Annotated in this window: 20 protein-coding genes; 14 read left to right on the forward strand and 6 right to left on the reverse strand. The window is 64.4% G+C overall.

Features of this window, described 5'->3' with window-relative positions:
* The first annotated feature begins 212 nt into the window (after positions 1-212).
* The 4 genes from ACSQ25_RS05210 (at position 213) to rmuC (ending at position 5,572) form a co-directional block, all read left to right on the forward strand.
* Positions 213-1,238 carry an adenosine deaminase gene (locus ACSQ25_RS05210; RefSeq protein ID WP_436104644.1) on the forward strand — a complete coding sequence of 342 codons (1,026 nt, stop codon included), beginning with the start codon at positions 213-215 and terminating at the stop codon, positions 1,236-1,238.
* A gap of 9 nt (positions 1,239-1,247) precedes the next feature.
* On the forward strand, positions 1,248-3,779 hold the full coding sequence (locus tag ACSQ25_RS05215) for an ABC transporter permease (protein ID WP_436104645.1): 2,532 nt from the start codon (positions 1,248-1,250) through the stop codon (positions 3,777-3,779).
* 63 nt (positions 3,780-3,842) lie between these two features.
* Positions 3,843-4,247, forward strand: a complete 405-nt coding sequence (locus tag ACSQ25_RS05220; protein WP_436104646.1) for a group II truncated hemoglobin — start codon at positions 3,843-3,845, stop codon at positions 4,245-4,247.
* Positions 4,248-4,252: 5 nt separating this feature from the next.
* Entirely contained in the window at positions 4,253-5,572 is a 1,320-nt protein-coding gene (gene rmuC / locus ACSQ25_RS05225; protein WP_436104647.1) for a DNA recombination protein RmuC, read from the forward strand.
* Between the two features lie 100 nt (positions 5,573-5,672).
* Here rmuC and moeA read toward each other — a convergent pair whose 3' ends face one another.
* From moeA to ACSQ25_RS05245, 4 genes are all read right to left on the reverse strand, one after another.
* Complete coding sequence (moeA, locus tag ACSQ25_RS05230) at positions 5,673-7,544, reverse strand: molybdopterin molybdotransferase MoeA (RefSeq protein WP_436104648.1); 1,872 nt, start codon at positions 7,542-7,544, stop codon at positions 5,673-5,675.
* A gap of 7 nt (positions 7,545-7,551) precedes the next feature.
* Entirely contained in the window at positions 7,552-8,658 is a 1,107-nt protein-coding gene (gene moaA / locus ACSQ25_RS05235) for a GTP 3',8-cyclase MoaA (protein WP_436104649.1), read from the reverse strand.
* Positions 8,651-9,964, reverse strand: coding sequence for a chromate efflux transporter (gene chrA / locus ACSQ25_RS05240; protein ID WP_436104650.1), 1,314 nt, complete (start codon positions 9,962-9,964; stop codon positions 8,651-8,653). Before chrA ends, moaA begins: the two co-directional genes overlap by 8 nt.
* Positions 9,965-10,201: 237 nt before the next feature.
* Positions 10,202-13,201: an Rne/Rng family ribonuclease gene (locus tag ACSQ25_RS05245; RefSeq protein WP_436104651.1), complete on the reverse strand. Its 3,000-nt coding sequence runs from the start codon at positions 13,199-13,201 to the stop codon at positions 10,202-10,204.
* Positions 13,202-13,870: 669 nt separating this feature from the next.
* Between ACSQ25_RS05245 and ACSQ25_RS05250 the strand changes: the two genes are divergently transcribed.
* From ACSQ25_RS05250 to galU, 5 genes are read left to right on the forward strand one after another with little or no spacing between them, the layout of a single operon-like run.
* The gene (locus tag ACSQ25_RS05250; protein WP_436104652.1) at positions 13,871-14,860 is read left to right on the forward strand and encodes an RluA family pseudouridine synthase; all 990 of its coding nucleotides are present in this window, start codon (positions 13,871-13,873) and stop codon (positions 14,858-14,860) included.
* 13 nt (positions 14,861-14,873) lie between these two features.
* Positions 14,874-15,533 (forward strand): HAD-IIIA family hydrolase, encoded by a 660-nt coding sequence (locus ACSQ25_RS05255; protein WP_436104653.1) that lies wholly within the window; start codon positions 14,874-14,876, stop codon positions 15,531-15,533.
* A 2-nt stretch (positions 15,534-15,535) separates the two neighbouring features.
* Positions 15,536-15,910 (forward strand): Rieske (2Fe-2S) protein, encoded by a 375-nt coding sequence (locus tag ACSQ25_RS05260; protein ID WP_436104654.1) that lies wholly within the window; start codon positions 15,536-15,538, stop codon positions 15,908-15,910.
* 29 nt (positions 15,911-15,939) lie between these two features.
* Positions 15,940-16,959: a S49 family peptidase gene (locus tag ACSQ25_RS05265; RefSeq protein ID WP_436104655.1), complete on the forward strand. Its 1,020-nt coding sequence runs from the start codon at positions 15,940-15,942 to the stop codon at positions 16,957-16,959.
* 51 nt (positions 16,960-17,010) lie between these two features.
* Positions 17,011-17,898: a UTP--glucose-1-phosphate uridylyltransferase GalU gene (gene galU / locus ACSQ25_RS05270; protein WP_436104656.1), complete on the forward strand. Its 888-nt coding sequence runs from the start codon at positions 17,011-17,013 to the stop codon at positions 17,896-17,898.
* A 253-nt stretch (positions 17,899-18,151) separates the two neighbouring features.
* Here galU and ACSQ25_RS05275 read toward each other — a convergent pair whose 3' ends face one another.
* On the reverse strand, positions 18,152-18,475 hold the full coding sequence (locus tag ACSQ25_RS05275) for a hypothetical protein (protein ID WP_436104657.1): 324 nt from the start codon (positions 18,473-18,475) through the stop codon (positions 18,152-18,154).
* A gap of 178 nt (positions 18,476-18,653) precedes the next feature.
* Between ACSQ25_RS05275 and ACSQ25_RS05280 the strand changes: the two genes are divergently transcribed.
* The 3 genes from ACSQ25_RS05280 to ACSQ25_RS05290 all read left to right on the forward strand — a co-directional run bounded on the left by ACSQ25_RS05280 (position 18,654) and on the right by ACSQ25_RS05290 (position 21,601).
* A complete protein-coding gene (locus tag ACSQ25_RS05280; protein ID WP_436104658.1) occupies positions 18,654-19,367 on the forward strand; it encodes a pseudouridine synthase in 714 nt (237 codons plus the stop codon).
* Between the two features lie 106 nt (positions 19,368-19,473).
* Positions 19,474-20,562 (forward strand): phospholipase A, encoded by a 1,089-nt coding sequence (locus tag ACSQ25_RS05285; protein WP_436104659.1) that lies wholly within the window; start codon positions 19,474-19,476, stop codon positions 20,560-20,562.
* A 52-nt stretch (positions 20,563-20,614) separates the two neighbouring features.
* Positions 20,615-21,601 (forward strand): fumarylacetoacetate hydrolase family protein, encoded by a 987-nt coding sequence (locus ACSQ25_RS05290; protein WP_436104660.1) that lies wholly within the window; start codon positions 20,615-20,617, stop codon positions 21,599-21,601.
* Positions 21,602-21,610: 9 nt separating this feature from the next.
* Here ACSQ25_RS05290 and ACSQ25_RS05295 read toward each other — a convergent pair whose 3' ends face one another.
* Positions 21,611-22,789 (reverse strand): hypothetical protein, encoded by a 1,179-nt coding sequence (locus ACSQ25_RS05295; protein ID WP_436104661.1) that lies wholly within the window; start codon positions 22,787-22,789, stop codon positions 21,611-21,613.
* A 247-nt stretch (positions 22,790-23,036) separates the two neighbouring features.
* Between ACSQ25_RS05295 and ACSQ25_RS05300 the strand changes: the two genes are divergently transcribed.
* Complete coding sequence (locus ACSQ25_RS05300; RefSeq protein WP_436104662.1) at positions 23,037-24,188, forward strand: MraY family glycosyltransferase; 1,152 nt, start codon at positions 23,037-23,039, stop codon at positions 24,186-24,188.
* 354 nt (positions 24,189-24,542) lie between these two features.
* On the forward strand, positions 24,543-26,897 hold the full coding sequence (locus ACSQ25_RS05305; protein WP_436104663.1) for an SLBB domain-containing protein: 2,355 nt from the start codon (positions 24,543-24,545) through the stop codon (positions 26,895-26,897).
* Positions 26,898-26,957 lie beyond the last annotated feature (60 nt).

Consider the following 26,957-nt stretch of genomic DNA (forward strand, 5'->3'; position numbering starts at 1 on the left):
GTCTGGAACGGTCGATTCAAACCTGTCCAGGCTGCTTAAATATCAACAGTTGTGAAACGATATTGCACGATATGTTCAAGCTGTGGCGCACGCATACGGTCAATACGGAGTGCGCAGAAACCGCCGTTTCCACCTATGGAGGAGGAGGGCGGCAGGCATGCGTTACACTTGTCGGCAACGTCCCACCGAACAGCCTAGCGCCGGAGAACATCATGCTGCATGACCAGCTGCGCCACATCCTGCAACATATGCCCAAGGCAGAATTGCACATCCATATCGAAGGTTCGCTGGAACCCGAGCTGATTTTTGCGTTGGCGCAAAGAAATGGCGTATCGCTGCCCTATGCCTCGGTCGAGGCGTTGCGCGAGGCCTACGCTTTCACCGACCTGCAATCCTTCCTCGACATCTATTACGCGGGCGCGAGCGTGCTCCTGACCGAGCAGGATTTCTACGACATGACGGCGGCCTACCTGGCGCGCGCCCATGCCGACAATGTGCGCCATGCCGAGATCTTCTTCGACCCCCAGACCCATACCGCGCGCGGCGTGCCTTTCGAGACCGTCATCAACGGGATCTGGCGCGCCTGCCAGGAAGGCCCGATCAGCGCGAGCCTGATCATGTGCTTCCTGCGCCACCTGTCCGAGGAAGAGGCGCTCGCCACGCTGGACGAATCGCTGCCTTACCGCGACAAGTTCATCGGCGTCGGCCTGGATTCATCCGAAGTCGGCCACCCGCCCGAGAAATTCGCGCGCGTGTTCGAGCGCGCACGCCAGCTCGGCCTGCGCCTGGTGGCGCACGCGGGCGAGGAGGGGCCGCCGGCCTACATCGAAAGCGCGCTCGACGTGCTCAAGGTCGAGCGCATCGACCACGGCGTGCGCACCCTCGAGAGCCCGGAACTGACCGCGCGCCTGGCGCGCGAAGGCATGGCGCTGACCGTCTGCCCGCTGTCGAACATCAAGCTGCGCGTGTTCGACGTGATGGGCAGCCACAACCTGCGCGCGTTGCTCGACAAGGGCCTGGCGGCCACCGTCAACTCGGACGACCCGGCCTATTTCGGCGGCTACATGAACGATAATTTCATCGCCGCCTTCGAGGCGCTGCCGCTCGACGCCGGCCATGCGCGCCAGCTCGCGCGCAACAGCTTCGCCGCCTCCTTCCTCGACCCGGAACGCAAGCGCGCTTTCCTGGCCGAGGTCGACGCGTTCTTCGCCACCGCCACCGCCGCAGTTACCGAATAAAGGAAGCCGATGTTCCTCCAGTCCCTCCGCATGACCGCGCGCGACTGGCGCGCGGGCGAGCTGCGTTTCCTGCTGGTGGCCCTGATCGTGGCCGTATCCGCGCTGTCCTCGGTCGGCTTCTTCATCGACCGCATGCGCGCGGGCCTGAACCGCGACGCCCACCAGCTGCTGGGCGCCGACCTGCTGGTGAATGCCGACGATGCGATCCAGCCGCGCTGGCGTGACGAGGCGCGCCGCCGCGGCCTGCTGGTGGCGGAAACCGCCAGCTTCCAGAGCATGGCGCAGGCGGGCGAGGGCGAGGCCTCGAGTGCCCAGCTGTCGGCCGTCAAGGCCGTCTCCAACGGCTATCCGCTGCGCGGCCAGCTCAGCATCACGACCAATCCGGAAGACGCCGGCCGCGCCATCGGCCAGAAGACCCGGGGCATTCCCGAACCCGGCACCGTATGGGTGGATGCCAACCTCTTGACCGCGCTGCGCGTCGGCGTGGGCGGCAGCATCCAGCTCGGCGACAAGCAGTTCCGCATCGCGCAGCTGATCGCCACCGAACCGGACAAGGGCGCCTCCTTCGCCAACTTCGCGCCGCGCGTGATGCTGTCGATGGGCGACCTGGCGGCCACGGGACTGGTGGATGCGTTCTCGCGGGTGAGCTACCGGCTGCAGGTGGCTTCGCCCTCGCGCAACGACATGTCGGCCGTGGCGGCCTATGAAAAATGGCTGCGCGCCGACATCACGGCGCGCAACGTGCGCGGCGTGCGTATCGAGACACTGGAAAACGGCCGTCCCGAGATGCGCGCCACGCTCGACCGCGCCGACAGCTTCCTGTCGCTGGTCGGCCTGCTGTCGGCAATGCTGGCCGCGGTGGCGGTCGCAATGGCGGCGCGCCGCTTCATGCAGCGCCACCTGGACGCCTGCGCCATGCTGCGCTGCCTCGGCATGACCCAGAACCAGGTCGGCGCCATGTACCTGATCGAATTCGCCATCGTCGGCCTGGCGGGCAGCCTGCTGGGCGTGGCGGTCGGCTTCGGCGCCCATTTCATCCTGGTCCAGATGATCGGCAACCTGCTGCCGCCCGACCTGCCGCCGGTGTCCCCGCTGCCGGCGCTGCAGGGAATCGCCACCGGCATGCTGCTGCTGGTCGGCTTCGCGCTGCCGCCGGTGCTCCAGCTGCGCAACGTGCCGCACAACCGCGTCATCCGGCGCGAAGCCGCGGCTCCGCAACCGCTGGCGCTGGCCACCTATGGCCTGGGCATCGGCGTATTCCTGGCGCTGCTGCTGTGGCAGGCCGGCGATACCAGACTGGCCCTGATGACGGCCGGCGGCTTCCTCGGCGGCCTGGCCCTGTTCGCGCTGGTGGCCTGGCTCGGCCTGCGCCTGCTGCGCCAGTTGCGCGGCGCCTCGAAGAACCAGAGCTGGCGCTTCGCCATCACCTCGCTGCAGCGCCGTCCCGGCGCCACCGTGGTGCAGGTGGTGTCGCTGTCGCTGGGCCTGATGGCGCTGCTGCTGCTCACCGTCGTGCGCGGCGACCTGATGGCGGCCTGGCGCACGGCCACGCCGCCGGACGCGCCGAACCGCTTCATCATCAACATCCAGCCGGAGCAGGCGCCGGGCGTCGAGCAGCAGCTGCGCGGCGCCGGGGTGCAGAACGTGTTCCTGTACCCGATGATCCGCGGCCGCCTGACCCACATCAACGGCAAGCAGCTGACCCGCAACACCTACCAGAACGGCGATGCGCGCCGGCTGGCCGAGCGCGAGTTCAACCTGTCCACGGTGCCCGACCTGCCGGAGACCAACGAGGTCGTCGCCGGCAAGTGGTACAAGGATGCGCCGGGCGTGGCCGAGGCTTCCGTAGAGCAGAAGCTCGCCGCGACCCTGGGCCTGAAGCTGGGCGACGTGATGCGCTTCGACATGGCCGGCCTGCCGGTGGAGGCCAGGGTGAGCAGCCTGCGCAAACTCGAATGGGGCTCGATGCGCGCCAACTTCTTCGTCATCATCAATCCGGCGGCGATGGCGAATGCGCCGAAGAGCTACATGACGGCCTTCCATTTGCCGGGCAGCGCAGGCAAGCTGACCAACGCCCTGACGCGGGAATATCCGAACCTGACGGTAATCGACGTTTCCGGCATCATCCGCCAGCTGCAGGAAGTGCTCGACCAGGTGGTGGTGGCGGTCGAGTTCCTGTTCATGTTCACGCTCGCTTCCGGCGTGCTGGTGCTGTATGCGGCCCTGATGGGATCGCAGTCGGAACGCACCCGCGAAGCCGGCCTGCTGCGCGCGCTCGGCGCCACCAAAGGCCAGCTGGCGACGGCGCAGCGGATCGAGTTCGTGCTGGTGGGTGGCCTGTCCGGCGTGCTGGCGGCAACCGGCGCGGCGGCCATGGGTTGGGTGCTGGCCGAATACGTCTTCAAGTTCCCGTGGAAGTTCGAGCCGCAGGTGTGGCTGGCAGGCGTCGTGGTCGGCGCGGTCTGCGCGCTGATCGGTGGCTGGCTCGGCCTGCGCAGCGTGCTGCGCCAACCGCCGCTGCAGACCTTGCGCGAAGCCTGAGCAGTTTGCAACAGGGCGCAGTCGGAAGGCCACGGGCCGCTCCGGCTGCGCTATCATGCTGGCATGTCTGAATCGAACACCCCGGAAGCACAAACGCTCTACGAAGTGATGGGCGGCGCCGAGCGCCTGCGCGAACTGGTCGACCGCTTCTACGACCTGATGCAGCTGGAGCCCGAATTCGCCGGCATCCACGCCATGCACCCGCAACCCAACGACAGCTCGCGCGAGAAGCTGTTCATGTTCCTGTCCGGCTGGACCGGCGGTCCCGATCTCTTCGTCGAGCGCTACGGCCACCCGCGCCTGCGCGCGCGCCACCTGCCGTTCGCCATCGGCACCAAGGAGCGCGACCAGTGGCTGCGCGCGATGGCCTGGGCGATGGAAGACCTGGGCTACGACGAGGCGCTGCGCATGCGCCTGATGCAGTCCTTCTACCAGACTGCGGACTGGATGCGGAACAAGGCCGACTGACCTGCATGAACATCCTGGAAATCCTGATCCTGCTGGCTGTCGTGGTCGTCATCGGCCTGCAGCTGCTCCTGCTGGCGCGTGCCCGATCCAACGGCGACGGCCGCCACATCGAACGCCTGGAACGCGAGCTGCGCGGCGAGCTGCAATCCACCGCCCAGGCCACGCGCCAGGAAGTGGCTGGGCACATGGGCCAATACCATGGGGCCACCGTGCAGCAGCTCGACAGCATGCGCCAGCAGATGCAGCTGCATTCGAGCAGCGGCCGCGAGGAGCAGGCGCGCGCCCTCAAGCGCTTCGCCGACACCCTGCAGCTGACCCTGTCGAACCTGACGGAGTCGAACGCCCAGCGCATGCTGGAAGTGCGCGGCACGCTGGAAACCAAGATTCGCGACCTGCAGAACGATAACGCCAAGCGCCTCGAAGAGATGCGTCAGACCGTCGACGAGAAGCTGCACGCGACGCTGGAAACGCGTCTCACCGAGTCGTTCAAGCAGGTCAGCGAGCGCCTGGAAAAGGTGCACCAGGGCCTGGGCGAAATGCAGCAGCTGGCCATCGGCGTGGGCGACCTCAAGCGGGTGCTCACCAACGTCAAGACCCGCGGCACCTGGGGCGAAGTGCAGCTCGAGATGCTGCTGGAGCAGGTGCTGACGGTAGACCAGTACGCCAAGAACGTCGAGACCATCGCCGGTAGCGGCGCCCGCGTCGAGTTCGCGATCAAGCTGCCGGGCGTAGTCGACGGCGGTCCGCCCTTGTGGCTGCCGATCGATGCCAAGTTCCCGAAGGAGCAGTACGAGCGCCTGCTGGAAGCGGCGGAACTGGCCGACGCCGAGGGCGTGGCGCGCTCCGGCGCCGAGCTGGAACGCGCGGTGCGCGTGGAAGCGAAGACCATCTGCGAAAAATACGTGTCGCCACCGCAGACCACCGACTTCGCGATCCTGTTCCTGCCGACCGAAGGCCTGTACGCGGAAGTGATGCGCCGCCCCGGCCTGGCCGATGACCTGCAGCGTGCGCTGCGCGTGACGATCGCCGGCCCCTCGACCCTGAGCGCGCTGCTCAACAGCCTGCAGATGGGCTTCCGCACGCTGGCGCTGGAAAAGCGCTCGTCCGAAGTGTGGCAGGTGCTGGGCGCGGTGAAGACCGAGTTCACCAAGTTCGGCGACGTGCTGGCCACCACCAAGGCGACGCTGGAGAAGGCCGCCAAGAACATCGAAACCGCGGAAGTGCGCAGCCGCCAGATGGCGCGCAAGCTGAAGTCAGTGGAAGCGCTGCCGAGCGAGGCCGCCCAGCTGATGCTGGGTGCAGACGGACTGGATACCGAATCGTAGGGTGGACGGCTTCGCCGTCCGCGCGTTCAAATCACGTCAATGAACACGCTGCGTGGTTTGATCACGTCCGTTGAACGCGCGGACGGCATAGCCGTCCACCCTACATTAAACCCTCAAACACGAGCACATCCACCATGTCGCCGGCGGCGACATTGCCCTGTTCGTCGTGCAGCACCACCATGCAGTTCGCCTCCGACATCGAGCGCAGGATGCCCGAGCCTTGCGAACCGGTGATCCGCACTTCCGGCTGCCCGTCTTCGCCACGCGCCAGGATGCCGCGCTGGTATTCGGTGCGGCCGGGTTTCTTGCGGATCGCGCCGCTGGACCTTGCGCGCAGCAGCGGCAGCGGGGCCTCGGCGCCCATCATGCGCAGCAGCGCCTCGCGTGCGAAGAAGTAGAAGGACACCATCACCGCCACCGGATTGCCCGGCAGCCCGAACAGGAAGGCGCTGCGGCCGTTCGAATTCACGCGCCCGAAGGCCAGCGGCCGCCCGGGGCGCATGCCGATCTTCCAGAAGGTGACGTCGCCCAGCTTCGCCATGATCTGCTTGGTGTAGTCGGCCGCGCCGACCGACACGCCGCCCGAGGTGATGATGGCGTCCGCGTTCTCGCAGGCGCTGCGCAGGGCGTCTTCCAGCGCTTGCGGATCGTCGCGCACGACGCCCATGTCGATGATGTCGCAGCCCAGGCGCTGCAGCATGCCGTAGATGGTGTAGCGGTTGCTGTCGTAGACGCAGCCTTCACCCAAGGGCTCGCCGACGGAGCGCAGTTCGTCGCCGGTCGAGAAGAAGGCGACCCGCAAGCGGCGCTGCACCGCGACTTCGGGAATGCCGAGCGAAGCCAGCATGCCGAGGTCGGGTGGCCGCACGACGCGGCCGGCCGCCAAGGCCGCGCTGCCGGCCTTCAGGTCCTCGCCGGCGAAGCGGCGGTTGTCACCGGCACGGATCACGCCGGCGGGAAGCAGGATGCTGTCGCCTTCCTGCGTGACGAATTCCTGCGGCACCACGCTGTCGCAGCCCTCCGGCATGACGCCACCCGTCATGATGCGCACGCACTCGCCGGCGGCCGGAACCAGCCCGGAGGGATTGCCGGCGAAGGCCGTGCCGATCACGCGGAGGGACAGCGGCCCATCGCTGCGCAGGTCTGCGCCGCGCAGGGCAAAGCCGTCCATCGCCGAATTGTCGTGGGCCGGTACGTTGATCGGCGAGATCACGTCCGCGGCCAGCACGCGGCCGAGCGCGGAACGCAGCGCCACTTTCTCGATGGCGCGGACAGGCTGCACGAACTCGCGGATGATGCGCTGGGCGTCGCGCACGGGCAGCGCATCCGGGTCATAGCCCGACAGGCAGCTGACCACCTGCGCCAAGCTCGGGGGCAGCGTATTGTCCAGCCCCTGCAGCTCGTCCAGCGTATTGATGTTGCGGAAGGCATCGGCATCCTCGAACGGCACCTCGACCGCCTTCAGGTCCTTGTACCAGCCGTCCATGCGGCGCTCGCCCTCGGCCAGGTAACGGGACAGCACCGGCAGCCGGCTCGCCTTCACCAGGCAGAACACCGGGTGAGGCTGCGGACGCATGCCCGGCTCCTGGGTGACGGCGAAGGCGAGGTCGGCGTCGGCCTCTTCGGCGGCCGCGGCCAGGCGCGCGGCCAGGTCGAGCGGCAGGAAGGGCGAGTCGCAGGGCACCGCCAGCAGCCAGGGCGTGACGCAGTGGCGCAGGCCCGCTTCCAGGCCGGCCAGCGGGCCGGCGAAGCCGGGCGTTTCGTCCTGCCACACGGGCGCGGCGAGTTCCAGCCAGGCCTCGAGGTTGCGGTTGGCGTTGACCATGACCGAGCCGACTTGCGGTATCAGGCGCTCGATCGCATGCTGCGCCATCGGCTTGCCGCGGAAGGGCTGCAGGCCCTTGTCGACGTTGCCCATGCGCGAGCCGCGCCCGCCCGCCAGGATCAATCCTGTAATGAGTTTCTTGTCCATGAGTGTGTCAACCGCCGATATAAGACATTTCGACCTTCTTGCCGCGCGCGAGCCCGGAAGTGTCGACCGTGCGTGTTTCCGAATAGCGGTCGGCGCGACCGCGCCACAGCTGGGCCAACGCGCCCGAGATCTCGGCATCCGTGCGGCCGCTGCGCAGCAGGGCGCGCAGGTCGTGGCCGCGGGTGGCGAACAGGCAGGTGTAGAGCTTGCCCTCGGTGGACAGGCGCAGGCGGCTGCAGTCGTGGCAGAAGGCCTGGGTGACGCTGGAGATGACGCCGACTTCGCCGCTGCCGTCGAGGTAACGCCAGCGCGCGGCGGTCTCGCCCGTGTAGTTGGCCGCGGCGGGCGCCAGCGGCAGCTCGGCCCCGATGCGGCGGATCACCTCGGCCGAGGGAATCACTTCTTCCATGTTCCAGCCGTTCGAGGCGCCCACGTCCATGTACTCGATGAAGCGCAGGATGTACGGCGAACCCTTGAAGTGGCGCGCCATCGGCAGGATCTGGTCCTCGTTGGTGCCGCGCTTGACCACCATGTTGACCTTGATCGGCCCCAGCCCGGCCGCATGGGCGGCGTCCAGGCCGTGCAGCACGTCGCTGACTGCGAAATCGACGTCGTTCATGCGGCGGAACACCGTGTCGTCGAGCGCGTCGAGCGAGACGGTGACGCGGTCGAGGCCCGCATCCTTCAGGGCCTGCGCCTTGCGCGCCAGCAGCGAGCCGTTGGTGGTGAGCGTGAGGTCGAGCGGACGGCCGCCCGGCGTCGGCAGGGCGCGCAGCATGCCGACCAGGCGCTCGAGGTGCTTGCGCAGCAAGGGCTCGCCGCCGGTCAGGCGGATCTTCTCGACGCCGTGGGCGATGGCGATGCGCGCCACGCGCGTGATCTCTTCAAAGGACAGCAGGTCGCCGTGCGGCAGGTAGGCATAGTCCTTGTCGAAGACTTCCTTCGGCATGCAGTAGACGCAGCGGAAGTTGCAGCGGTCGGTGACCGAAATGCGCAGGTCGTGCAGGGGCCTGCCCAGGGCATCTTGGAGCAGGCCGGTGGGCGCCTCCGGCGCCGCCGGCACCGCCATTGCGGGCGAGCGCAGGTCGTTCAGCAGGATGATTTTTTCAGGCATGCCAATACGATAGCACGATGCCCGCCAGTGCACAGGCGGCGATCAGCTTGATCGGCCCGACCTTATACCTCAGCAAAGCGACGCCGGCGACAAGGCCGATGGCGATCGCCGCAGGCTGGACCTGGCCGCCGGCGAAAAACACGTGCTGGCCGAAGAACACGGCCAGGCTGGCGACCACGCCGACCACCGCGGCCGAGATCGCGGTCAGCGGCGCGGTGAGCCGCACGTTGCCGCGCCCGGACTCGACCAGCGGCCCGCCCGCCAGGATGAACACGAAGGAGGGCAGGAAGGTGAACAGGGCGGCGACCAGGGCGCCCGCGATGCCGGCCAGCGGCAGCGCTGCCGGGCCGAACAGCGCCTGGGTCCAGCCGCCCACGAAGCCGACGAAGGCGACAATCATGATCAGCGGACCGGGCGTGGTCTCGCCCAGTGCGAGCCCGTCGATCATCTGGGTGGCGCTGAGCCAGCCGTACTTCTCGACCGCGCCCTGCACCACGTAGGGCAGCACGGCATAGGCGCCGCCGAAGGTCATCAGGGCGGCCTTGGTGAAGAACCAGCCCATCAGGGCCAGCGTACCGCCGACGCCATGGACGGCCGCCAGCGCCAGCCAGGCGCCCAGCGCGAGTCCGATGCCGATGAGGGAGGCCTTCAGCAGGCCGCGCAGCGAAAACCGGGCATGCGCCGGGGTGGGCGTGTCGTCGTCGATCAGGGCCGGCCCGTAGTGTTTGCGGTCGGCCGGGTGGCCGCCGCCGGGCTGGAAGCGCTGCGGCCACAGGCGTCCGCCGATGAAACCGGCCAGCGCGGCGGCCAGCACGATCAGGGGAAAGGGGACGTCGAGCACTGCGATGGCGATGAAGGCCAGCGCGGCGATCGTGGCGAGGGCGCCGTTGCGCAGCGTGCGCGTGCCGATGCGCCAGGCGGCTGCGATGACGATCGCCACCACGGCCGGCTTGATGCCGGCCATGATGCCGGCGATGACGGGCAGGTGGCCCCAGGCCAGGTAGATCCAGGACAGGCCGATCAGCAGCGCCAGCGAAGGCAGGATGAACAGCAGCCCGGCCATGATGCCGCCGACGCTGCGGTGCAGGAGCCAGCCGATGTAGACGGCCAGCTGGGTCGCTTCTGGGCCGGGCAGCAGCATGCAGTAGTTCAGGGCGTGCAGGAAGCGCTGCTCGGAGATCCAGCGGCGGCGCTCGACCAGCTCGCTGTGCATCAGGGCAATCTGGCCGGCGGGGCCGCCGAAGCTGATGAAGCCGAGCTTGAACCAGTAGAGCAGGGCGTCGCGGAGGGGAATGGAGGGTGGCATGCTCGTTATCGTAACCCGGCAGTATGACGGGGTGTTTGCAGGTGCGGACTTCGGTGGGGAACTTGGGTCCCGGCCTGCGCCGGGACGACGTGCCCAAGCTATTAGCGCTGATCTCTGCGTTAGCTGAAAAACCGTCGTTCCGGCGAAGGCCGGAACCCAATTTTGCAGGCACGCCACTCGCACAAACAAAAAAGGGAAGCCTCATGAGGCTTCCCTTTTCACCCTACAGTCAGCAGATTACTGACGCGTATCCACCTGAACCAGCGGCTCCTCGACCGGCGCCTGCACCGGCTTGCGGGCACGGCCCATGCGCGGTGCGGTGTTGGCCTGGGCGGCGGCTTCCTGGGCGGCGCGCAGCTTTTCCGGATCGGTCGACGCGAGTTGCAGGCCGGCCTGGGACAGGACTTCGTTCATGTCGACCGGAGCCTGGACAGCTGCCGGAGCCGGTGCTGCCTGCACAGGTGCTGGAGCAACCGGAGCAACCGGAACTTCAGCGACAGGAGCCGGAGCCGGTGCCGTTTCGGCAACTGGAGCAACCGGAGCAGCCGGTGCCTTGGCCGCAGCCACCGATGCCGCGGTCGGGAACAGCCACGGACCCGGCTCTGCGGTCACGGCCGGCGCTGCAGCCACTGGGGCAGCAACAGGAGCAGCCGGAGCAGCAACCGGTGCCGGTGCAGCGGCAGCAGCGTCGGCCTGGGCCTTGGCAGCCACCGACGCAGCGGTCGGGAAGGGCCACGGACCCGGCTCGACCGGCGCAGTCTTCTTCGGTGCGGCCTTGGCTTCGGCCGCGACCTTCGCGGCTTCCTCGTCGGCCACCGGAGTGAAGGCCGGTGCGCCTTCGACGCCATCCGCCGACTCGATGCCTTCGGCCTCACGGTCGCGGCGGTTGCGGTTGCGGCCACCACGGCGGCGGCGGCGGCGCGGCTCGTCGCCTTCGCCGTCCAGTTCCTCGCCGGCTGGGCCGGTCGAAGCGACCTTCACCGCATGATCCAGCACGTCGCCGTGTGGGGTGGTGGTCGACAGTTCGCTTTCCTCGCTCGGGGCCGGGACGGCCTGGAGCTTCAGCTCTTCCGCCTTGGCCTCGACCGGCTGCTGGGTGCTGCGCTCGCCACGCTCGCGCGGCTGGCGCGGTGCGCGTTCCTTGCGTTCGCCCGGCTCACGCTCGGCGCGCTCGCCACGTTCCGCACGCGGTGCGGCTGGTGCGCCGGTCGCGGCATCGAGTTGCTCACGCGGCTCGCGCGGTGCGCGCGGTTCGCGTTTTTCGCGCGGCGGACGGGCCGGCTTGCCTTCTGCTTCCAGCGGCTTGACGCTGTCCTCGGCCTTGGCGGTCAGGTCGCGCTCGTCGCGGTCGCGGCCGCCCTTGGCGCCGCGGCCATTGCGGGTGCGCTGCTGCGTACCGCGGCCACCGCGTTCGCCACGCTCGCCGGCTGCCGGTGCGGCCGGCTTTTCAGCAAGGACCGGCGCCGGTGCGGGAGCCGGTGCAACCGGTGCGCCCATGAAGAAGTTCTTGATGCGGGCAAAGAAGCCCAGTTCGGCCGGGGCCGGCGCGGCCGGCGCGCTCGGTGCCGGTGCGGCGATCGGAGCGGTCTTGGCCGGCTTGGCGGCTTCGCTGCGGTCCACCATCGGGGCCGGCTGGGCCGGGGTGATGGTCTTGACCACGGCTTCCTGGCGCGGCTTGGCTTCTTCTTTCTGGCGCTTGGCGAAGCCCATGTCGGTCTCGGCCGATTCCGCCATGGTGTAGCTGGCGGCGGCGTCTTCCAGGCGCGGGTCGTCGTGCTTGATGCGCTCGAGCTTGTAGTGAGGAGTGTCCAGATGCTTGTTCGGGATCAGGATCACGGTGATGCGGTGGCGGTTCTCGATCTTGAGCACTTCGCCGCGCTTCTCGTTCAGCAGGAAAGCGGCGACGTCGACCGGGACCTGCACGTGGATCGCGGCCGAGTTCTCCTTCATGGCCTCTTCCTGGATGATGCGCAGGACTTGCAGGGCCGAGGATTCGGTATCGCGGATGTGGCCGGTGCCCGAGCAGCGCGGGCAGGTCACGTGGGAACCTTCCGACAGCGATGGACGCAGGCGCTGGCGCGACAGTTCCATCAGGCCGAAGCGCGAGATCTTGCCCATCTGGACGCGTGCACGGTCATGGTGCAGGGCTTCCTTCAGGCGGGTTTCCACCTCGCGCTGGTTCTTGGCCACTTCCATGTCGATGAAGTCGATCACGATCAGGCCGCCCAGGTCGCGCAGGCGCAGCTGGCGGGCCACTTCGTCGGCCGCTTCACAGTTGGTATTGAAGGCGGTGGTCTCGATGTCCGAGCCGCGCGTGGCGCGTGCCGAGTTGACGTCGATGGAGACCAGGGCTTCGGTGTGGTCGATGACGATCGCGCCGCCCGACGGCAGCGGCACGGTGCGCGCGTAGGCGGTTTCGATCTGGTGTTCGATCTGGAAACGCGAGAACAGCGGCACGTCGTCGCTGTAGCGCTTCACGCGGTGCGCCATGTCGGGCATCACGTGCGACATGAACTGCTGGGCCTGGTCGAAGATCTCGTCGGTGTCGATCAGGACTTCGCCGATATCCGGCTGGAAGTAGTCGCGGATTGCGCGGATCACCAGCGAGCTTTCCTGGTAGATCAGGAAGGGGCCCGATGCCGACTTGCCGGCGCCTTCGATCGCGCGCCACAGCTGCATCAGGTAGTTCAGGTCCCACTGCAGTTCTTCGACGTTGCGGCCAATGCCGGCGGTGCGGGCGATGACCGACATGCCCTGCGGCAGGTCGAGCTTGTCCATGGTCTCGCGCAGTTCCTGGCGCTCTTCGCCTTCGACACGGCGCGACACGCCGCCGCCACGCGGGTTGTTCGGCATCAGGACCAGGTAGCGGCCGGCCAGCGAGATGAACGAGGTCAGGGCCGCGCCCTTGTTGCCGCGCTCTTCCTTCTCGACCTGGACCATGATTTCCTGGCCTTCGCGCAGGGCTTCCTTGATGGTGCAGTTACGCACATCGACGCCATCGCGGAAATAGGTACGGGCAACTTCTTTGAAGGGGAGGAAACCGTGGCGGTCTTCGCCGTAGCTGACGAAGCAGGCTTCGAGGGAGGGTTCGATGCGGGTGATGACACCCTTGTAGATATTCGACTTGCGTTGCTCGCGACCGGCGGTCTCGATATCGATGTCGATCAGCTTCTGGCCGTCGACAATCGCTACGCGCAGCTCCTCTTGCTGCGTAGCGTTAAACAACATACGTTTCATTTTTATTAACTCCGCGGCCCGAAGGCCGTGTCATGCCGCGTTTGTAAGACGCGGCGAAGTACATGGGATGTACGCGGAGAGGGGATGTTGGAGGGGGGAATACCCGGGACGGGGCAGGGCGATGCAAGGCATCGCTGCCGCACGGGGCGCAGTGGTGTCGAACGTCATTGTCTAACGCACGCCGCAACCAAGCAACTGGTCCGCCTGCCACCACGTTGGGGTGGGCACGGCGGGGACAGCGGGGCGGTGTGCAACAACGAGCCAAACCGTAGCCAGCATACAACCAAGACGTCGAGGCGAACAAACAGCCTTTACTACTTTCGAGCCTTCAGGTGAGGCTTACATCGGGTCGGGCGAAAACGACAAGCGTTATCGACACCATCAACCGGCGAGCCGCCAATCAGCGGCTTTCCGGTACTTATCCATACAAATCCAAACAATCCAATCCGGCACTCAGCCACGCAACCCGATTGCAACTGCAGGTGCAACCCTGATCGGCGCCTGAATGTGCGTACACGTTTTTTTCCACCGAATTTGCTCATGGCAGGGCCGGTGGAGCGCGCCCCTGTGTAAAATATCGTTTTAATTCTTACACCAGCAGAGGTTTGACCGCCGCCTGTCGATTATATATTCAAAATGAAGGACTTAGAGAGAATTTCTGGGAAGACAATGCGAACAGTGGTACAGAACGATGTTGTTCCCCCTTCATCACAGCCAACGATCCAGGCGCAGTTTGTGACAATCACCGAGGAAGAAGCCGGCCAGCGCATCGATAACTATCTGTTGCGTGTGTGCAAAGGCGTCCCCAAGAGCCACATCTACCGCATCCTCCGTTCGGGGGAAGTGCGGGTCAACAAGGGCCGCATCGACCAGCTCTACCGCCTGGTCGAGGGCGACCTGGTGCGCATCCCGCCGATCCGTATCGCCGAGAAGGCCAGCTCGCAGGTGGCCCCCGGCGCCGAATTCGCCATCGTGTTCGAAGACACGCACCTGCTCGTCATCGACAAGCCGGCCGGCGTGGCCGTGCACGGCGGCTCGGGCGTCTCGTATGGCGTCATCGAGCAGTTGCGCGCGGCACGGCCGCAAGCCAAGTTCCTGGAGCTGGTGCACCGGCTCGACCGCGAGACCTCGGGCTTGCTGCTCATCGCCAAGAAACGCTCGGCGCTGACCAACCTGCACGACCAGATGCGCGACGGCACGACCGACAAGCGCTACCTCACCGCTGTTTATGGCGACTGGACCAACAAGCGCCAGCATGTAAAGCTCCCTTTACATAAATTCACGACCCCGGACGGTGAGCGCCGCGTGGTGGTGCAGGCCGGCGGCCAGGAAGCGCACACGGTGTTCAACCTGAAGCGCAAATGGAAGGACTTCGCCCTGCTCGAGGCCGAGCTGAAGACCGGCCGCACCCACCAGATCCGCGTGCACCTGGCATCGAGCGGTTTCCCCATCCTCGGTGACGAGAAATACGGCGATTTTGCCTTGAACAAGCAGCTTCAGAAGGCAACCAACGAGCGCGGGGCGCTCAAGCGCATGTTCCTGCATGCCTACCAGATCACCTTCACGCACCCCGACACCGGCCAGCCGATGACCTTGCGCGCGCCGCTGCCGGCCGAGTGCGATCGATTCTTGGTAAGCTTGGGCCAGGCAATCACATAGCAAGCTGACAAAAATGACAAGAAAGCAATTTGACCTGATCGTCTTCGACTGGGACGGGACGCTGATGGACAGCACGGCGGCGATCGTCCGCTGCATCCAGTCGGCGGCGCGCGACCTGGGCTTGCCGGTGCCGAGCGACGCCTCGGCCTCGCATGTGATCGGCCTCGGCCTGTCCGAGGCGATGCAGGCCGTGCTGCCGGACATCGACCCGGTGCTCTACCCGCGCATGGTCGAGCGCTACCGCTATCACTTCCTGACGAAAGACCACGAACTGGTGCTGTTCAAGGGAGTACGCGAGATGTTGAACGATCTTTCGCAGCAGGGCTATTTCCTGGCAGTGGCCACGGGCAAGAGCCGCGTGGGCTTGAACCGGGCCATGAACGCGGCCGGGCTGCTGGCCATGTTCGACGCCACCCGCTGCGCCGACGAAACCTTCTCCAAGCCGCACCCGGCCATGCTGCAGGAACTGACGCGCGAGCTGGGTCAGGACCTGCGCCGCACCGTCATGATCGGCGATACGACCCACGACCTCATGATGGCGAACAACGCGGGCGCGGCCGGTATCGCGGTCGAGTTCGGCGCCCATCCGGTGCACCAGCTGCAGGCTTGCAAGCCGATCTTCTCGGCCCGCACGATCCCCGAGTTGCACGCCTGGTTGCTGGAGAACGCGTAAGAATGACTGAAGATCGCGGCCTGTTCGTGTGCGAAGCCGCAGCCTTGCTCGACGGCGGAAAAGGCGTGCGTTTTCCGGTAATTGCTTTTGGGCACCCAACTACCGGCTTTGTGGTACGGTATGGCGGTAAACCATTTGCTTACCTGAACCGTTGTGCCCACGTGCCGATCGAACTCGACTGGTCGCAGGGCGACTTTTTCGAGTCGAGCGGCTTGTACCTGATGTGTGCGACCCATGGCGCCGTATACGAGCCGGACACCGGCAGGTGCGCCGGCGGGCCGTGCCGCGGCGGCAAGCTGAGGCCGATCGCAATCAGCGAACGCGACGGTGGCATCTGGTGGCAGCCCGACGAGATGGTGCGGGCGCCGGCACCCTAGCAATCCGTCCGGAACAACAAGCGGAAAATATGAGCGACCAAACGAGTCACGACCACGATCCTGCAGGCGAACATCCGGCCGACAAACGGCTTGCCGCCGAGCCCACCCTTGGCAACTGGGAGCGCGCCACCCTGGAGAAGCTGGTGTTTGCCACTGTGCAAGAGCGCCGCGCCGCGCGCCGCTGGGGCATCTTCTTCAAGCTGAGCTTCCTGCTGGTCGCCATCCTGGCCCTGCTGACCTATGTCGATTCCACCGTCGGCCTCGGCGGCGACGAAAGCCTGGGCCGCCACACCGCCCTCATCGAAATCAATGGCGAGATCGAGGCCGAAGGCAGCGGCGCGGCCGACACCGTGATTCCCTCGCTGAACAAGGCCTTCTCCGATGCCGGCTCGGCCGCGGTGGTGCTGCGCATCGACAGCCCCGGCGGTAGTCCGGTGCAGGCAGGCATCATCGTCGACGAGATCCAGCGCCTCAAGCGCGGCTACCCGGACAAGCCCCTGTACGTCGTGGTCGACGAGATGTGCGCCTCGGGCGGCTATTACATCGCTTCGGCAGCCGACCGCATCTATGTCAACAAGGCCTCGATCGTCGGTTCGGTCGGCGTGCTGATGGACAGCTTCGGTTTCACCGGCACCATGGAAAAGCTCGGCGTCGAGCGGCGCCTGCTCACGGCCGGCGAGAACAAGGGTTTCCTCGATCCGTTCAGCCCGCAGTCGGACAAGCACAAGGCGCACGCCCAGGCGATGCTCAATGAAATCCACCAGCAGTTCATCTCGGTGGTACGCGCCGGGCGTGGCAAGCGCTTGAAGGAAACGCCCGAAACCTTCTCCGGCCTGTACTGGACCGGAGCGAAGGCGGTGGAGATGGGCCTGGCCGACGGCTTCGGCACGGTCGACAGCGTGGCGCGCGACATCGTCAAGGCCGAGGACATCGTCGACTACACCGCCCACGAAGGCTTGCCGGAGCGGGTGCTGAAGAAATTCGGTGCGGCGGTCGGGGATGGAGCCGTGGCTGCCGCTCATAAGGGAGCGCTTCCCAAGTTACACTAGCGGTTGCTATTTTGCTATAATAATTAGCACGAATTTATTTAAGAGCAACCTGTGACGCAAAGAATCAGAAAAGCCGTTTTTCCTGTAGCCGGTCTCGGAAGCCGTTTTCTTCCAGCTACAAAGGCGCAGCCCAAAGAGATGATGCCTGTGGTTGATAAGCCGCTAATTCAGTATGCGGTCGAAGAAGCGGTCGCAGCCGGCATCACGGAAATGATTTTTATCACTGGTCGTAACAAGCGCGCGATCGAAGACCATTTTGATAAAGCATACGAACTTGAGTCGGAACTTGAAGCTGCAGATAAACACGAGCTCTTAGAGCTCGTGCGTCAGGTTATTCCCAAGAACATTAATTGTATTTATATCCGGCAGTCTGCACCCCTGGGGTTGGGGCACGCCGTACTTTGCGCGCGCCCGGTTGTTGGCGATGAGCCCTTTGCGGTTTTGCTTGCCGATGATTTCATGGACGTCCCAGAGGGTCAGAGGCCGGTCATTGCTCAGATGACAGACTTGTTTGTTTACGAGCGGTGTAGTGTGCTTGGAGTGCAGCAGGTTCCTCGTGAGCATACGCGACAATACGGCATTGTGAGTGCAGTGCCTTATCGAGAAAATGCAGAGCTGATCACAGATATCGTAGAGAAGCCGGATCCGGAAAAGGCCCCGTCGACCTTGGCTGTGGCGGGGCGCTATGTCCTCTCTGCAAAAATATTCGACTTCCTTGAGAGGCTCGACAAAGGGGCAGGAGGAGAAATTCAGCTGACAGATGGGATCGCAGCCCTGTTGAGGGCTGAGCGGGTCCTCGCCTACAGTTATTCAGGTCAGCGATACGACTGTGGATCAAAACTCGGTTACCTTAAAGCAATGACCGCTATGGGACTTAAACATGCTGAGACATCAATTGCCTATAGAAATTTCTTAGAAGAGCTTGCTTTGCAGAAGTAATATTCTGGTGTTGTGATTTGCGAGGTCAGCGCACGAAATAAAAGATGTGCTTGAAAATTTCGCTCAGTGCTCTATAGTCAATGTGTAGCGCTTTCCATGACTTGAAAATTAAGCAAGTTGCTAACCTTACTGAAAGTCTGCTACCAACTGCACATTTCGTGCAGCATCGAGAGAATTCCATTCCTCATGGTTGTGTTCCTTCTTAGGAAATGAAAACGACGGCTTCGGCCGTCGTTTTCATTTTCAGAGGGGATTAGGTACAGGTACCGATCTGCTGGGCATCGCCGTCGGGTACCGGTTGGCAGTTGGTGGTCTGTGCTGGGGTTGTTTCCTCATACTGGCCGAAACCGCCGCGGTCGAGCCAGGCCTGGAAATCGCGCCGGGCATTCGCATACCAGGCAGCGCGCAGGGCCGGAGCGCCATGATGCAGGTGGGGAATATGTCCGCCATGCTGCCAGCGCGCCAGGGCGAGCCGGGCGGGAAACAGGGCAGCATGAAGTCGGGCAATCTGGCGCCGCTCGGCAGGATCAACTGCGAGCGGGAGCGGTCCATCGGTCGGTTGCGCGTCGGTGTGCACGGTCTTGTCCTTGGTCTGTGCGAGGCTATGACTGTAAAGATGTCCTCACGTCGTTAGGCGGATTCCTAACGCGTTGAAGTCTATCAATAGGAAAGTTCCTAGGCTTGACGCTCGTCAAATGAACAGATGCATCCAGGCCGCTTTGTCGGTGCTGCCCCTTCTGTTAAAGTGGCGCCCCATGAGCAAACTTTCCCTGGACCGCATCCTGCAATCGCAGGGATTCGGCACTCGCAAATACTGCCGCGCCCTGATCGAGGACGGCGACGTGCTGGTCAACGGCGCGGTCGAAGACAACTACAAGGCCACTTTCGATACCGATAATCTCGTGCTGACGGTGTTCGACGAGGAGTGGCGCTACCGCGAGCGCGTCTATCTTGCGCTGTACAAGCCGGCCGACTACGAATGCTCGCGCAAGCCGAGCCACCACCCCGGCGTGCTGACCCTGCTGCCCGAGCAGTTCGGCTGGCGCGAGGTGCAGCCGGTCGGCCGCCTCGACCACGACACCACCGGGCTGCTCCTGATGTCGGACGACGGACCTTTCATCCACGCCCAGTCTTCGCCCAAGCGCCATGTGCCCAAGGTCTACCAGGCCACCACGGCCGAGCCGGTGACGCAGGCACTGGTGGACCAGATGCTGACCGGTGTACAGCTGCACGATGAGCCGGCCCCCTTGAAGGCGGTGTCCTGCGTGCAGCGCGGCGAGCACCAGCTCGAGATCGTGCTGGAGCAGGGCAAATACCACCAGGTCAAGCGCATGCTGGCCGCCGCCGGCAACCATTGCAGTGCGCTGCACCGCTCGCAGATCGGTGGGCTCAGCCTGGAGGCTCTCGGGCTGAAAGAAGGGGAGTGGTGCTTCCTCGAGCAGGAACAGCTGGCCCTGCTGGTTCCCTAAAGTGCGACATTAAACCGGCTTTTCCGCGACACTGCCGTCGACAATCCGCCATGTCATGGACGATCCATGAACCTGGCGGCCTCACAGCCGTTTCCAAAGAAAGCCCATGCATTTCAAGAAGATTCCTGCAGCACTGCTGCCCCTCCTGTTCGCCTATCCAGCCGTCGCCCAGCAACTCCCGCAGCAATTGGCCGATTGCGCCAAAGTCGCCGACACCAACCAGCGCCTGATCTGTTTCGACCGCCTGGCCGCCGCCCACGGCGCCACGTCCGCCGCGCCGGCCATGCCGCCTGCGGCCACGAACGATGTGGCGGCCGCCATGCCGGCCGTGCAGCCGTCCGCCTTCCCGGCCAAGGTCCAGCCCGATCCAGCCGCCTCGATCGATCCGGCCGTCGAAGCCGCCGCCGAATACACCATGGACGGGCACTGGGAGCTCAACGAGAAGCACCGCCGCGGTACCTTCGTGTTCCGCCCGCACCGTGCGAACTACCTGATCGCGGCCCGCAGCTACCGCCCCAACGAGGCGCCCTACGAACCCTTCCGCGCGACGGATTTCACCGGCAAGCTGTCGCATGCCGAATTGCAATATCAGCTCGGCTTCAAGATGAAGGCGGTCGAGACGGCCTTCGAGCTGCCGGTCGACGTCTGGTTCGGCTATACCCAGAACAGTTTCTGGCAGGCAGGCAACCGCGAAGCCTCGAGCCCCTTCCGCGAAACCAATTACCAGCCCGAGGTGATGCTGGTGACGCCGCTGAACTTCAGCGTGCTCGGCGCCAACCTGAAATTCCTCAACCTGGGCTTCAACCACCAGTCGAACGGCCAGTCCTCGACCCTGTCGCGCAGCTGGAACCGGATCTATGCCCAGGTCGGCCTGGAGCGCGGCCGCCTGTCGATGACGGCGCGGGTCTGGAAGCGCATCAACGAATCGCTCGAGGACGACAATAATCCGGACATCGTCGATTACCTGGGCCGCGCCGAATTGACCGGTAACTACCGGATGGACGGGCACGAGTTCTCGGCCACGCTGCGCCATAATTTTTCGACCAACAAGGGTGCGACCCAGCTCGCCTGGGCCTTCCCGTTCGCGGGGCCGCTCAAGGGCTACGTGCAGTGGTTCTCGGGCTATGGCCAGAGCCTGATCGACTATAACTACTTCCAGCGCAGCATAGGCGCCGGCGTGGTCGTCCGTTACTGAGCGGCAGCCGGCTCATTTAGAATAGCGGCCTGCCAACAGAGTCCGCTATCCCATGAAACTTGCCACCCTCAAGGACGGCACCCGCGACGGCCAGCTGCTGGTCGTCGCGCGTGACCTGAAGACCGCCCACGTCGCCGACGGTATCGCGCCCACCCTGCAGGCCGCGCTCGACGACTGGGCCTTCATCGCGCCCCAGTTGGCCGAGCTGTCGCTGCTGCTGAACGAGGGCAGGGCGCGCCGTCCCTTCGACTTCGACCCGTCCCGGTGCATGGCGCCGCTGCCGCGCGCTTACCAGTGGGCCGACGGCTCGGCCTACGTCAACCACGTGGAGCTGGTGCGCAAGGCGCGCGGCGCCGAGATGCCGGCCTCGTTCTGGGAAGACCCGCTGATGTACCAGGGCGGCAGCGACGATTTCCTCGGCCCGATGGACGACATCGTGCTGGCACATAAAGAATGGGGCATCGATTTCGAGGCCGAGGTGGCGGTGGTCACCGGCGACGTGCCGATGGGCGCCACGCCCGACGAGGCGCATGCCCAGATCCGCCTGCTGATGCTGGCCAACGACGTCTCGCTGCGCAACCTGATCCCGGACGAACTGGCCAAGGGCTTCGGCTTCCTGCAATCGAAGCCGGCGACCAGCTTCGCGCCGGTGGCGGTGACGCCAGATGAGCTGGGCGAAGCCTGGCGCGGCGGCAAGCTGCACCTGCCGCTGCGATCGAGCTGGAATGGCCACCTGGTCGGGCAACCGGACGCCGGGACCGACATGGTGTTCAACTTCCCGCAGCTGGTCGCGCACCTGGCCAAGAGCCGCAACGTGCGCGCCGGCAGCATCGTCGGCTCGGGCACGGTCTCGAACAAGGACAGCAGCAAGGGCTACTCGTGCATCGCCGAGCAGCGCTGCCTGGAGATGATCGCCGACGGCGCCGCCAGTACGCCCTTCATGCGTTTCGGCGACACCATCCGCATCGAGATGCTGGACGAAAAAGGTAAGTCGATCTTTGGCGCGATCGACCAGGCGGTCAAGCGGCTGGAGCGCTGAACGCCGCCGTTATTGCCCCGACCAGAAGGTAGCGGAGGCGGTGCTGCCGCGCAGGTCGACCTCGACCGGCCGGCTGATCCGCCGCAGCACCTCGGTGGCCAGCAGGCGCCCGTCCGCTTCGTGCAGCCGGTACCACAGGAAGGCCACGCCCGACAGGCGCAAATGCTGTCCGGTGAACAGGTTTTCCTTCACGATGCTCATGCCTTCCAGCCGCAGGTCGACGTCGAGCACGAGGCTGCCCGCGGTGCGTTCGCTGTAGCCCAGGTAGCGTGCGGCATTGAACAGCGGGCTCTTGTCGCTGGCTTCGCCGGCCTTGAGCGACTCCACGAAGGCATCCACCAGCTTCAGCTGCGCCAGCGCCGCCGCCGCGACCGCGACGAATTCCTTCTTTTGTTCGCCCTTGGCCTCGTCGATGAGGGCCTGCAGCTCGGCGATGCGCTGGGCGTAGCCGGCCCGATGCCCGGCGAGAGCCTGGAGACGTCCCAGCAACCTGTCGTAGCGCGCCCAGTCGAGTTCGCCAAGGTAGCCGGACCCGAGCCCGCTGATGCGCTCCGGGCAGGCCTGGGCCAAGGCGCTGGCGAACAGGCTGCGCGCGCCTTCGCCATAGCCGATCCCGGTGACCGTCACGTCGCTGCGCAGCAGGGCCGCGAGGTCCGCACCGGCGCGCACGGTGGCCGGCACCACCGTCAATATGGCCAGCGGCAGCGCGGCCGCGCCGGAGCCGGGCGGGCGGTGGGCGTCGAGGTAGCGCTGCAAGGCCTTGTTCCGGTCAGCCATGTCGCTGGACAGGCGGGCGAGGGCGCTGTCCACGGTGCGCGCCGCGACCATGCCTTGGGCGGTGGCCGGATCGTAGAGGGCGGCGGAACGTCCGGGCGGCAGACGGGTGCACAGCCCGGCCGCGAGTTCGCGCGCCAGGTCGAAGGCGCGCACCAGGCCGGCTGCGCCGAACTGGCGGGTATCGATGGCGCCGGTCAGCGGCTTCGACTGGGTCGGCGGCAGGCGCGCCAGCAGTTCGGCACGCTCGGCTTCGGCCAGGGCCTGGCGCGCCTCGGCCTCGAGCTGGCGGGCGCGCAGTTCGGCCAGGTCGCCTGCTGACTGGCCATGGGCCGGTGCATGGAGCATGGCGAGCGAGAAAAGGAGCGCGAGGAAACGCGGCAAAGAGAGTGCTGCGCGATGAAGCGACACCATATTGGCTCCCGTCAGCCCAAGCTATTCACTAGGAATAATTTCTTTGAATAAACTGTAATGAATTGTCGAGAAATGGTAGGAGAAGTTTCAGAGCGATTGATTGCGAGATATCAAATTCCCTAGAATCGACAAATTGTTCTTGGAAGATCAGGGACTTGCGCTAGCCGGCAAGGAAACAGTCTGTAACACGTTTGGGCCTTGGCTAAATAGAAATGCGATAGAATTGACGAGTTAACAAACTGGTTCTATGAGTATTATTAATTTGCCCTTTGCCGGCCTCGAGCTTGGCTTTGCCGTGTCGCTTGCGTGTTCCCTGCTGCTCGTCCTGACGACGCGCTGGCACGGCCGCTACTCGCTGGACGTGACCCACGGCGTGCAGAAATTCCATATCACCCCTACGCCGCGCATCGGCGGCGCCGCCATCATGCTCGGCCTGTGGCTGTCGCTCGGCGTGCTGCCGGAGGATCAGCAGGAATTGCTGCTGCCGGTGCTCGTGTCCGCCATGCCGGCTTTCGTGTTCGGCTTGGCCGAAGACCTGACCCGCAAGGTCTCGGTGCGCGCGCGCCTGCTCGCTACCACGGCCAGCGGCGGCGTTTGCTGGGGCCTGACCGGCGTCACCCTGCTGCACGTCGGCATCGCACCCATCGACATGATGCTGACCTGGCTGCCGGCCTCGGTACTGTTCACCGCCTTCGCAGTGGGCGGCGTGGCCAATGCGGTCAACATCATCGACGGTTTCAACGGCCTGGCCAGCGGCACCGTGCTGATCGGCATGGCCGCGCTCGGCGTCATCGCTCAGGATGCTGGCGACGCCACCCTTGCCCAGCTGTGCTTCGTGGTCTGCGCCGTGACGGCTGGCTTCTTTGTGGTCAATTTCCCGTTTGGCAAACTGTTTCTCGGCGACGGCGGCGCCTACCTGCTCGGCTTCCTGCTGGCCTGGATGGCGGTGATGCTGGTCTATCGCAACCCGCTAGTGTCGCCATGGGCGCCACTGCTGGCTTGCGGCTATCCTGTCTTTGAGACCGTGTTCACAATCGTGCGCCGCCTGTGGTGTCGCCGCCATCCGGGCCATCCGGATAGCTGGCACCTGCATAGCCTGGTCAAGACCGCGGTCGTGGCGCGCTACCTGCGTGCGCTGCCGGCGCCCCTGCGCAATGCCTGCGTGTCGCCGGTTTCCTGGCTGGTGGCGCTGGTGCCGGCCATGATGGCGGTGCGTTTTGCCGCCGTGCCGGAAGCCCTGCTGCAGGGCGTGCTGGCCAGCTTCCTGTTGTACCTGTCCGTCTATGCTTTCGTCGTGTCTGCATGGTATGCACGCCGGCGCCGCGCCAACAGAGCGAAAGTCCTATCCGAAGTCATGCTCGAGCAGCCGAGTTCGTCCCTTGTACAGCGTGGGCTTTGAGCCCCCCGTGACGGACCGGACAGTGCTGCGGACCGCTTGACGGGTTCCTGCCGCTCGTATAGGAAATTGAGACTGCATTTCGTGTAGGTCCCATAACTGTGTGTTATAGGATGCTCTGGCTGTGGGACAAATTCACCAAATGTAACGGGGTCGTCAACAACTCACTTGCTGTTTGTGCAATTTGAAATTGCAAAATGCACAGGTTTTAGCAGGAGAATTTGTTAAATAAAGCCCGTTTTGTTGTGTCTAAGCGATTTTCACGATCAACTGCAGTTGCTCGGGGTTCACTGTACTGCTGGGAACGAATATAATTCTAGGTTATTCGACCGTCCCGCTTCCCATCCCGACTACCATATGTCTAAGTTTTCGCTCCGCGCCGCATTGGCCTTCGCCATCAGCGCTATTGCTGCAATTGCTTCTGCGCAAGAAACGCCTCCTCGCGCAGATGAGATGTTCGGTCAAGAGATTCCTAACACAGCGGTCAACGCCGCCGCGTCGACTGAACCTCGCCGTATTTCCATCATCAATGGCAGCTCTGGTGTTGCCAACGGTGCAGCACGCCAAGTCCCTTCTCCAACGTCGAATAGGGGAATGGCTACGCTTCCCGCAACCGCGCTTTCGGCAGAAAGCGGGCAGGACGGCAAGGACAAGACCAGGACAGAATTCCAGAAATTCATCCTCGACAGCGTCGGACAAGACCTGCCGATTTTTGGCGCCAATTTCTTCGCCAACGCACCGTCCACTTTCTCGCCGATCGCCAACGCGCCGGTTCCGTCCGAATATGTGCTTGGACCGGGCGATGAACTGCTGATACGTGGCTGGGGTACGATCGATATCGATTTTCGCGCTACCATCGATCGCAACGGTACGATTTCAATCCCGACGATTGGCTCGGTGGTTCTGGCTGGGGAAAAAGCGGGCGATGCGGACAAGATCATCCGCAGCGCCGTTGCCAAGCTCTACAAGGGCGTTACCGTTAGTGTGAATTTCGGTCAGCTACGCGCTATTACTGTGTACGTCGTGGGACAAGCCAAGCGGCCAGGTACCTACACCGTATCGAGCTTGTCGACGCTGGTGACTGCCCTGTTATCAAGCGGTGGACCGAACGCCAATGGCAGCATGCGACGCGTGCAGGTAAAGCGCGCCGGTCGCGTGGCGGCTGAGCTGGACCTGTATGCATTCATTGCAAAAGGTGATAAGTCAAGCGATATTAAATTGCTGGATGGCGATACTATCGTGATTCCATCGGCAGGCGGCTTCGTGGCACTGGTGGGCAAAGTAGATGCGCCGGCGATCTACGAGATCAAGACGACTGGTGACACGATCGAATCGCTGCTGGACCTTGCCGGCGGCTTGCCGGTTGTGGCCGATCCTCGTCGTGCTTTCCTTGAGCGGATCGACCAAAGTCGTAATCAGCCGCGAAGTGTCGAGCAGTTCGCTTTGAACAGTGAAGGTTTGAAGCGCAGTCTGAAGAACGGCGACGTCCTCAACATTACTTCAATTACCCCGGACTTTTCGAATGCTGTCGTATTGCGAGGAAATGTCGACCAAGCCATAAGGGTGCCTTTCAAGCCAGGCATGCGTGTCAGCGACCTGATCCCGAGTCGCGAATACCTTATTACCCGCGAATCGACCAAGCGCCAGAACAACGTTTTGGCAGGCGAGTCTGAAGAAAATACTCCCGAAGCCACGGGTAAAATCGCGTCCCGCATCGGTAACCTGATTGCGCCGATCAACTGGGAATACGCCGTCGTCGAGCGTGTAAATCGCAGCGACCTGACCGTCCAGCTGATTCCGTTCAACTTGGGCGAGGTGTTCAATAAGCCGGGCGGCGCGGACAATATCCAGCTCCAGCCGGGTGATACCGTGACCATCTTTTCGCAGGATGACGTAGCGGTGCCCATGGACAAGCGCCAAGTGTTTGTCCGTGTCGAAGGCGAGGTGAAGGTGCCGGGTGTGTACCAGATGACGGCTGGCGATACCTTGCAGAGCCTGATTGCCAAAGCCGGTGGTCCGACCGGTAATGCGTATCTGTTCGGTACCGGCTTCTTCCGTGAAGAAGTACGCAAAACGCAGGCGGAAAACCTGCAGCGCGCTGCCGACCGTCTGGAAACCCAGCTGCGCGGTGAGCAGGCGCGCCAGCTGGCAAACCTGCGCGGCATGTCATCTGCCGAAGCCGCGGCGATGACCGCCCAGTTCGAGATCGAGCGCCGTACCGCAGAAGCACGCATTGCTCGCTTGCGCAAGCTGCAATCGAGCGGCCGCATCGCCTTTGGCCTGGATCCGAATGAACGCTCCTTCGCTCGGCTGCCACAGGTAACTCTGCATAACGGTGACCGCTTGGTGGTGCCTTCGAAGCCGGCTTTCGTTCATATATTCGGCGCCGTCAACGTCGAAGCCTCGCCGCTTTGGAAACCGAATACCCGCGTCAAGGATTACCTTAAGCTGGCTGGTGCGACTACCGAGGCGGATGTCGATAACGTTTTCGTGCTGCGCGTCGATGGCACAGTCGTTTCGTCGGAATCACAAGGATGGTTCTTCGGCAAGATCGGCGGCTTTGAGATCATGCCGGGCGATACAATCGTCGTGCCGGAGAAGCTGGATAAGCAGACTGCCTGGACCAAGTTCACGCAGGGCGCGCGTGAGTGGACGCAGATTCTGGCTAATTTTGGCTTGGGCGCCGCGGCAGTCAAGACACTGCGTGATTGATCGCTATTGACGTTGAGGCACTGGCATAAAAAGTATGAGTGGTAGACGCTTGAATCGTTT

Origin of the sequence: Massilia sp. LjRoot122, assembly GCF_964252725.1 — a bacterium.
Taxonomy (GTDB): Bacteria; Pseudomonadota; Gammaproteobacteria; order Burkholderiales; family Burkholderiaceae_D; genus Telluria.

Bases quoted from the DNA above. Each gene is read 5' to 3' on its own strand.
- ACSQ25_RS05210 (WP_436104644.1), top strand. From the start codon at position 213: ATGCTGCATGACCAGCTGCGCCACATCCTGCAACATATGCCCAAGGCA.
- ACSQ25_RS05215 (WP_436104645.1), top strand. From the start codon at position 1,248: ATGTTCCTCCAGTCCCTCCGCATGACCGCGCGCGACTGGCGCGCGGGC.
- ACSQ25_RS05220 (WP_436104646.1), top strand. From the start codon at position 3,843: ATGTCTGAATCGAACACCCCGGAAGCACAAACGCTCTACGAAGTGATG.
- rmuC (WP_436104647.1), top strand. From the start codon at position 4,253: ATGAACATCCTGGAAATCCTGATCCTGCTGGCTGTCGTGGTCGTCATC.
- moeA (WP_436104648.1), bottom strand. From the start codon at position 7,544: ATGGACAAGAAACTCATTACAGGATTGATCCTGGCGGGCGGGCGCGGC.
- moaA (WP_436104649.1), bottom strand. From the start codon at position 8,658: ATGCCTGAAAAAATCATCCTGCTGAACGACCTGCGCTCGCCCGCAATG.
- chrA (WP_436104650.1), bottom strand. From the start codon at position 9,964: ATGCCACCCTCCATTCCCCTCCGCGACGCCCTGCTCTACTGGTTCAAG.
- ACSQ25_RS05245 (WP_436104651.1), bottom strand. From the start codon at position 13,201: ATGAAACGTATGTTGTTTAACGCTACGCAGCAAGAGGAGCTGCGCGTA.
- ACSQ25_RS05250 (WP_436104652.1), top strand. From the start codon at position 13,871: ATGCGAACAGTGGTACAGAACGATGTTGTTCCCCCTTCATCACAGCCA.
- ACSQ25_RS05255 (WP_436104653.1), top strand. From the start codon at position 14,874: ATGACAAGAAAGCAATTTGACCTGATCGTCTTCGACTGGGACGGGACG.
- ACSQ25_RS05260 (WP_436104654.1), top strand. From the start codon at position 15,536: ATGACTGAAGATCGCGGCCTGTTCGTGTGCGAAGCCGCAGCCTTGCTC.
- ACSQ25_RS05265 (WP_436104655.1), top strand. From the start codon at position 15,940: ATGAGCGACCAAACGAGTCACGACCACGATCCTGCAGGCGAACATCCG.
- ACSQ25_RS05280 (WP_436104658.1), top strand. From the start codon at position 18,654: ATGAGCAAACTTTCCCTGGACCGCATCCTGCAATCGCAGGGATTCGGC.
- ACSQ25_RS05285 (WP_436104659.1), top strand. From the start codon at position 19,474: ATGCATTTCAAGAAGATTCCTGCAGCACTGCTGCCCCTCCTGTTCGCC.
- ACSQ25_RS05290 (WP_436104660.1), top strand. From the start codon at position 20,615: ATGAAACTTGCCACCCTCAAGGACGGCACCCGCGACGGCCAGCTGCTG.
- ACSQ25_RS05295 (WP_436104661.1), bottom strand. From the start codon at position 22,789: ATGGTGTCGCTTCATCGCGCAGCACTCTCTTTGCCGCGTTTCCTCGCG.
- ACSQ25_RS05300 (WP_436104662.1), top strand. From the start codon at position 23,037: ATGAGTATTATTAATTTGCCCTTTGCCGGCCTCGAGCTTGGCTTTGCC.
- ACSQ25_RS05305 (WP_436104663.1), top strand. From the start codon at position 24,543: ATGTCTAAGTTTTCGCTCCGCGCCGCATTGGCCTTCGCCATCAGCGCT.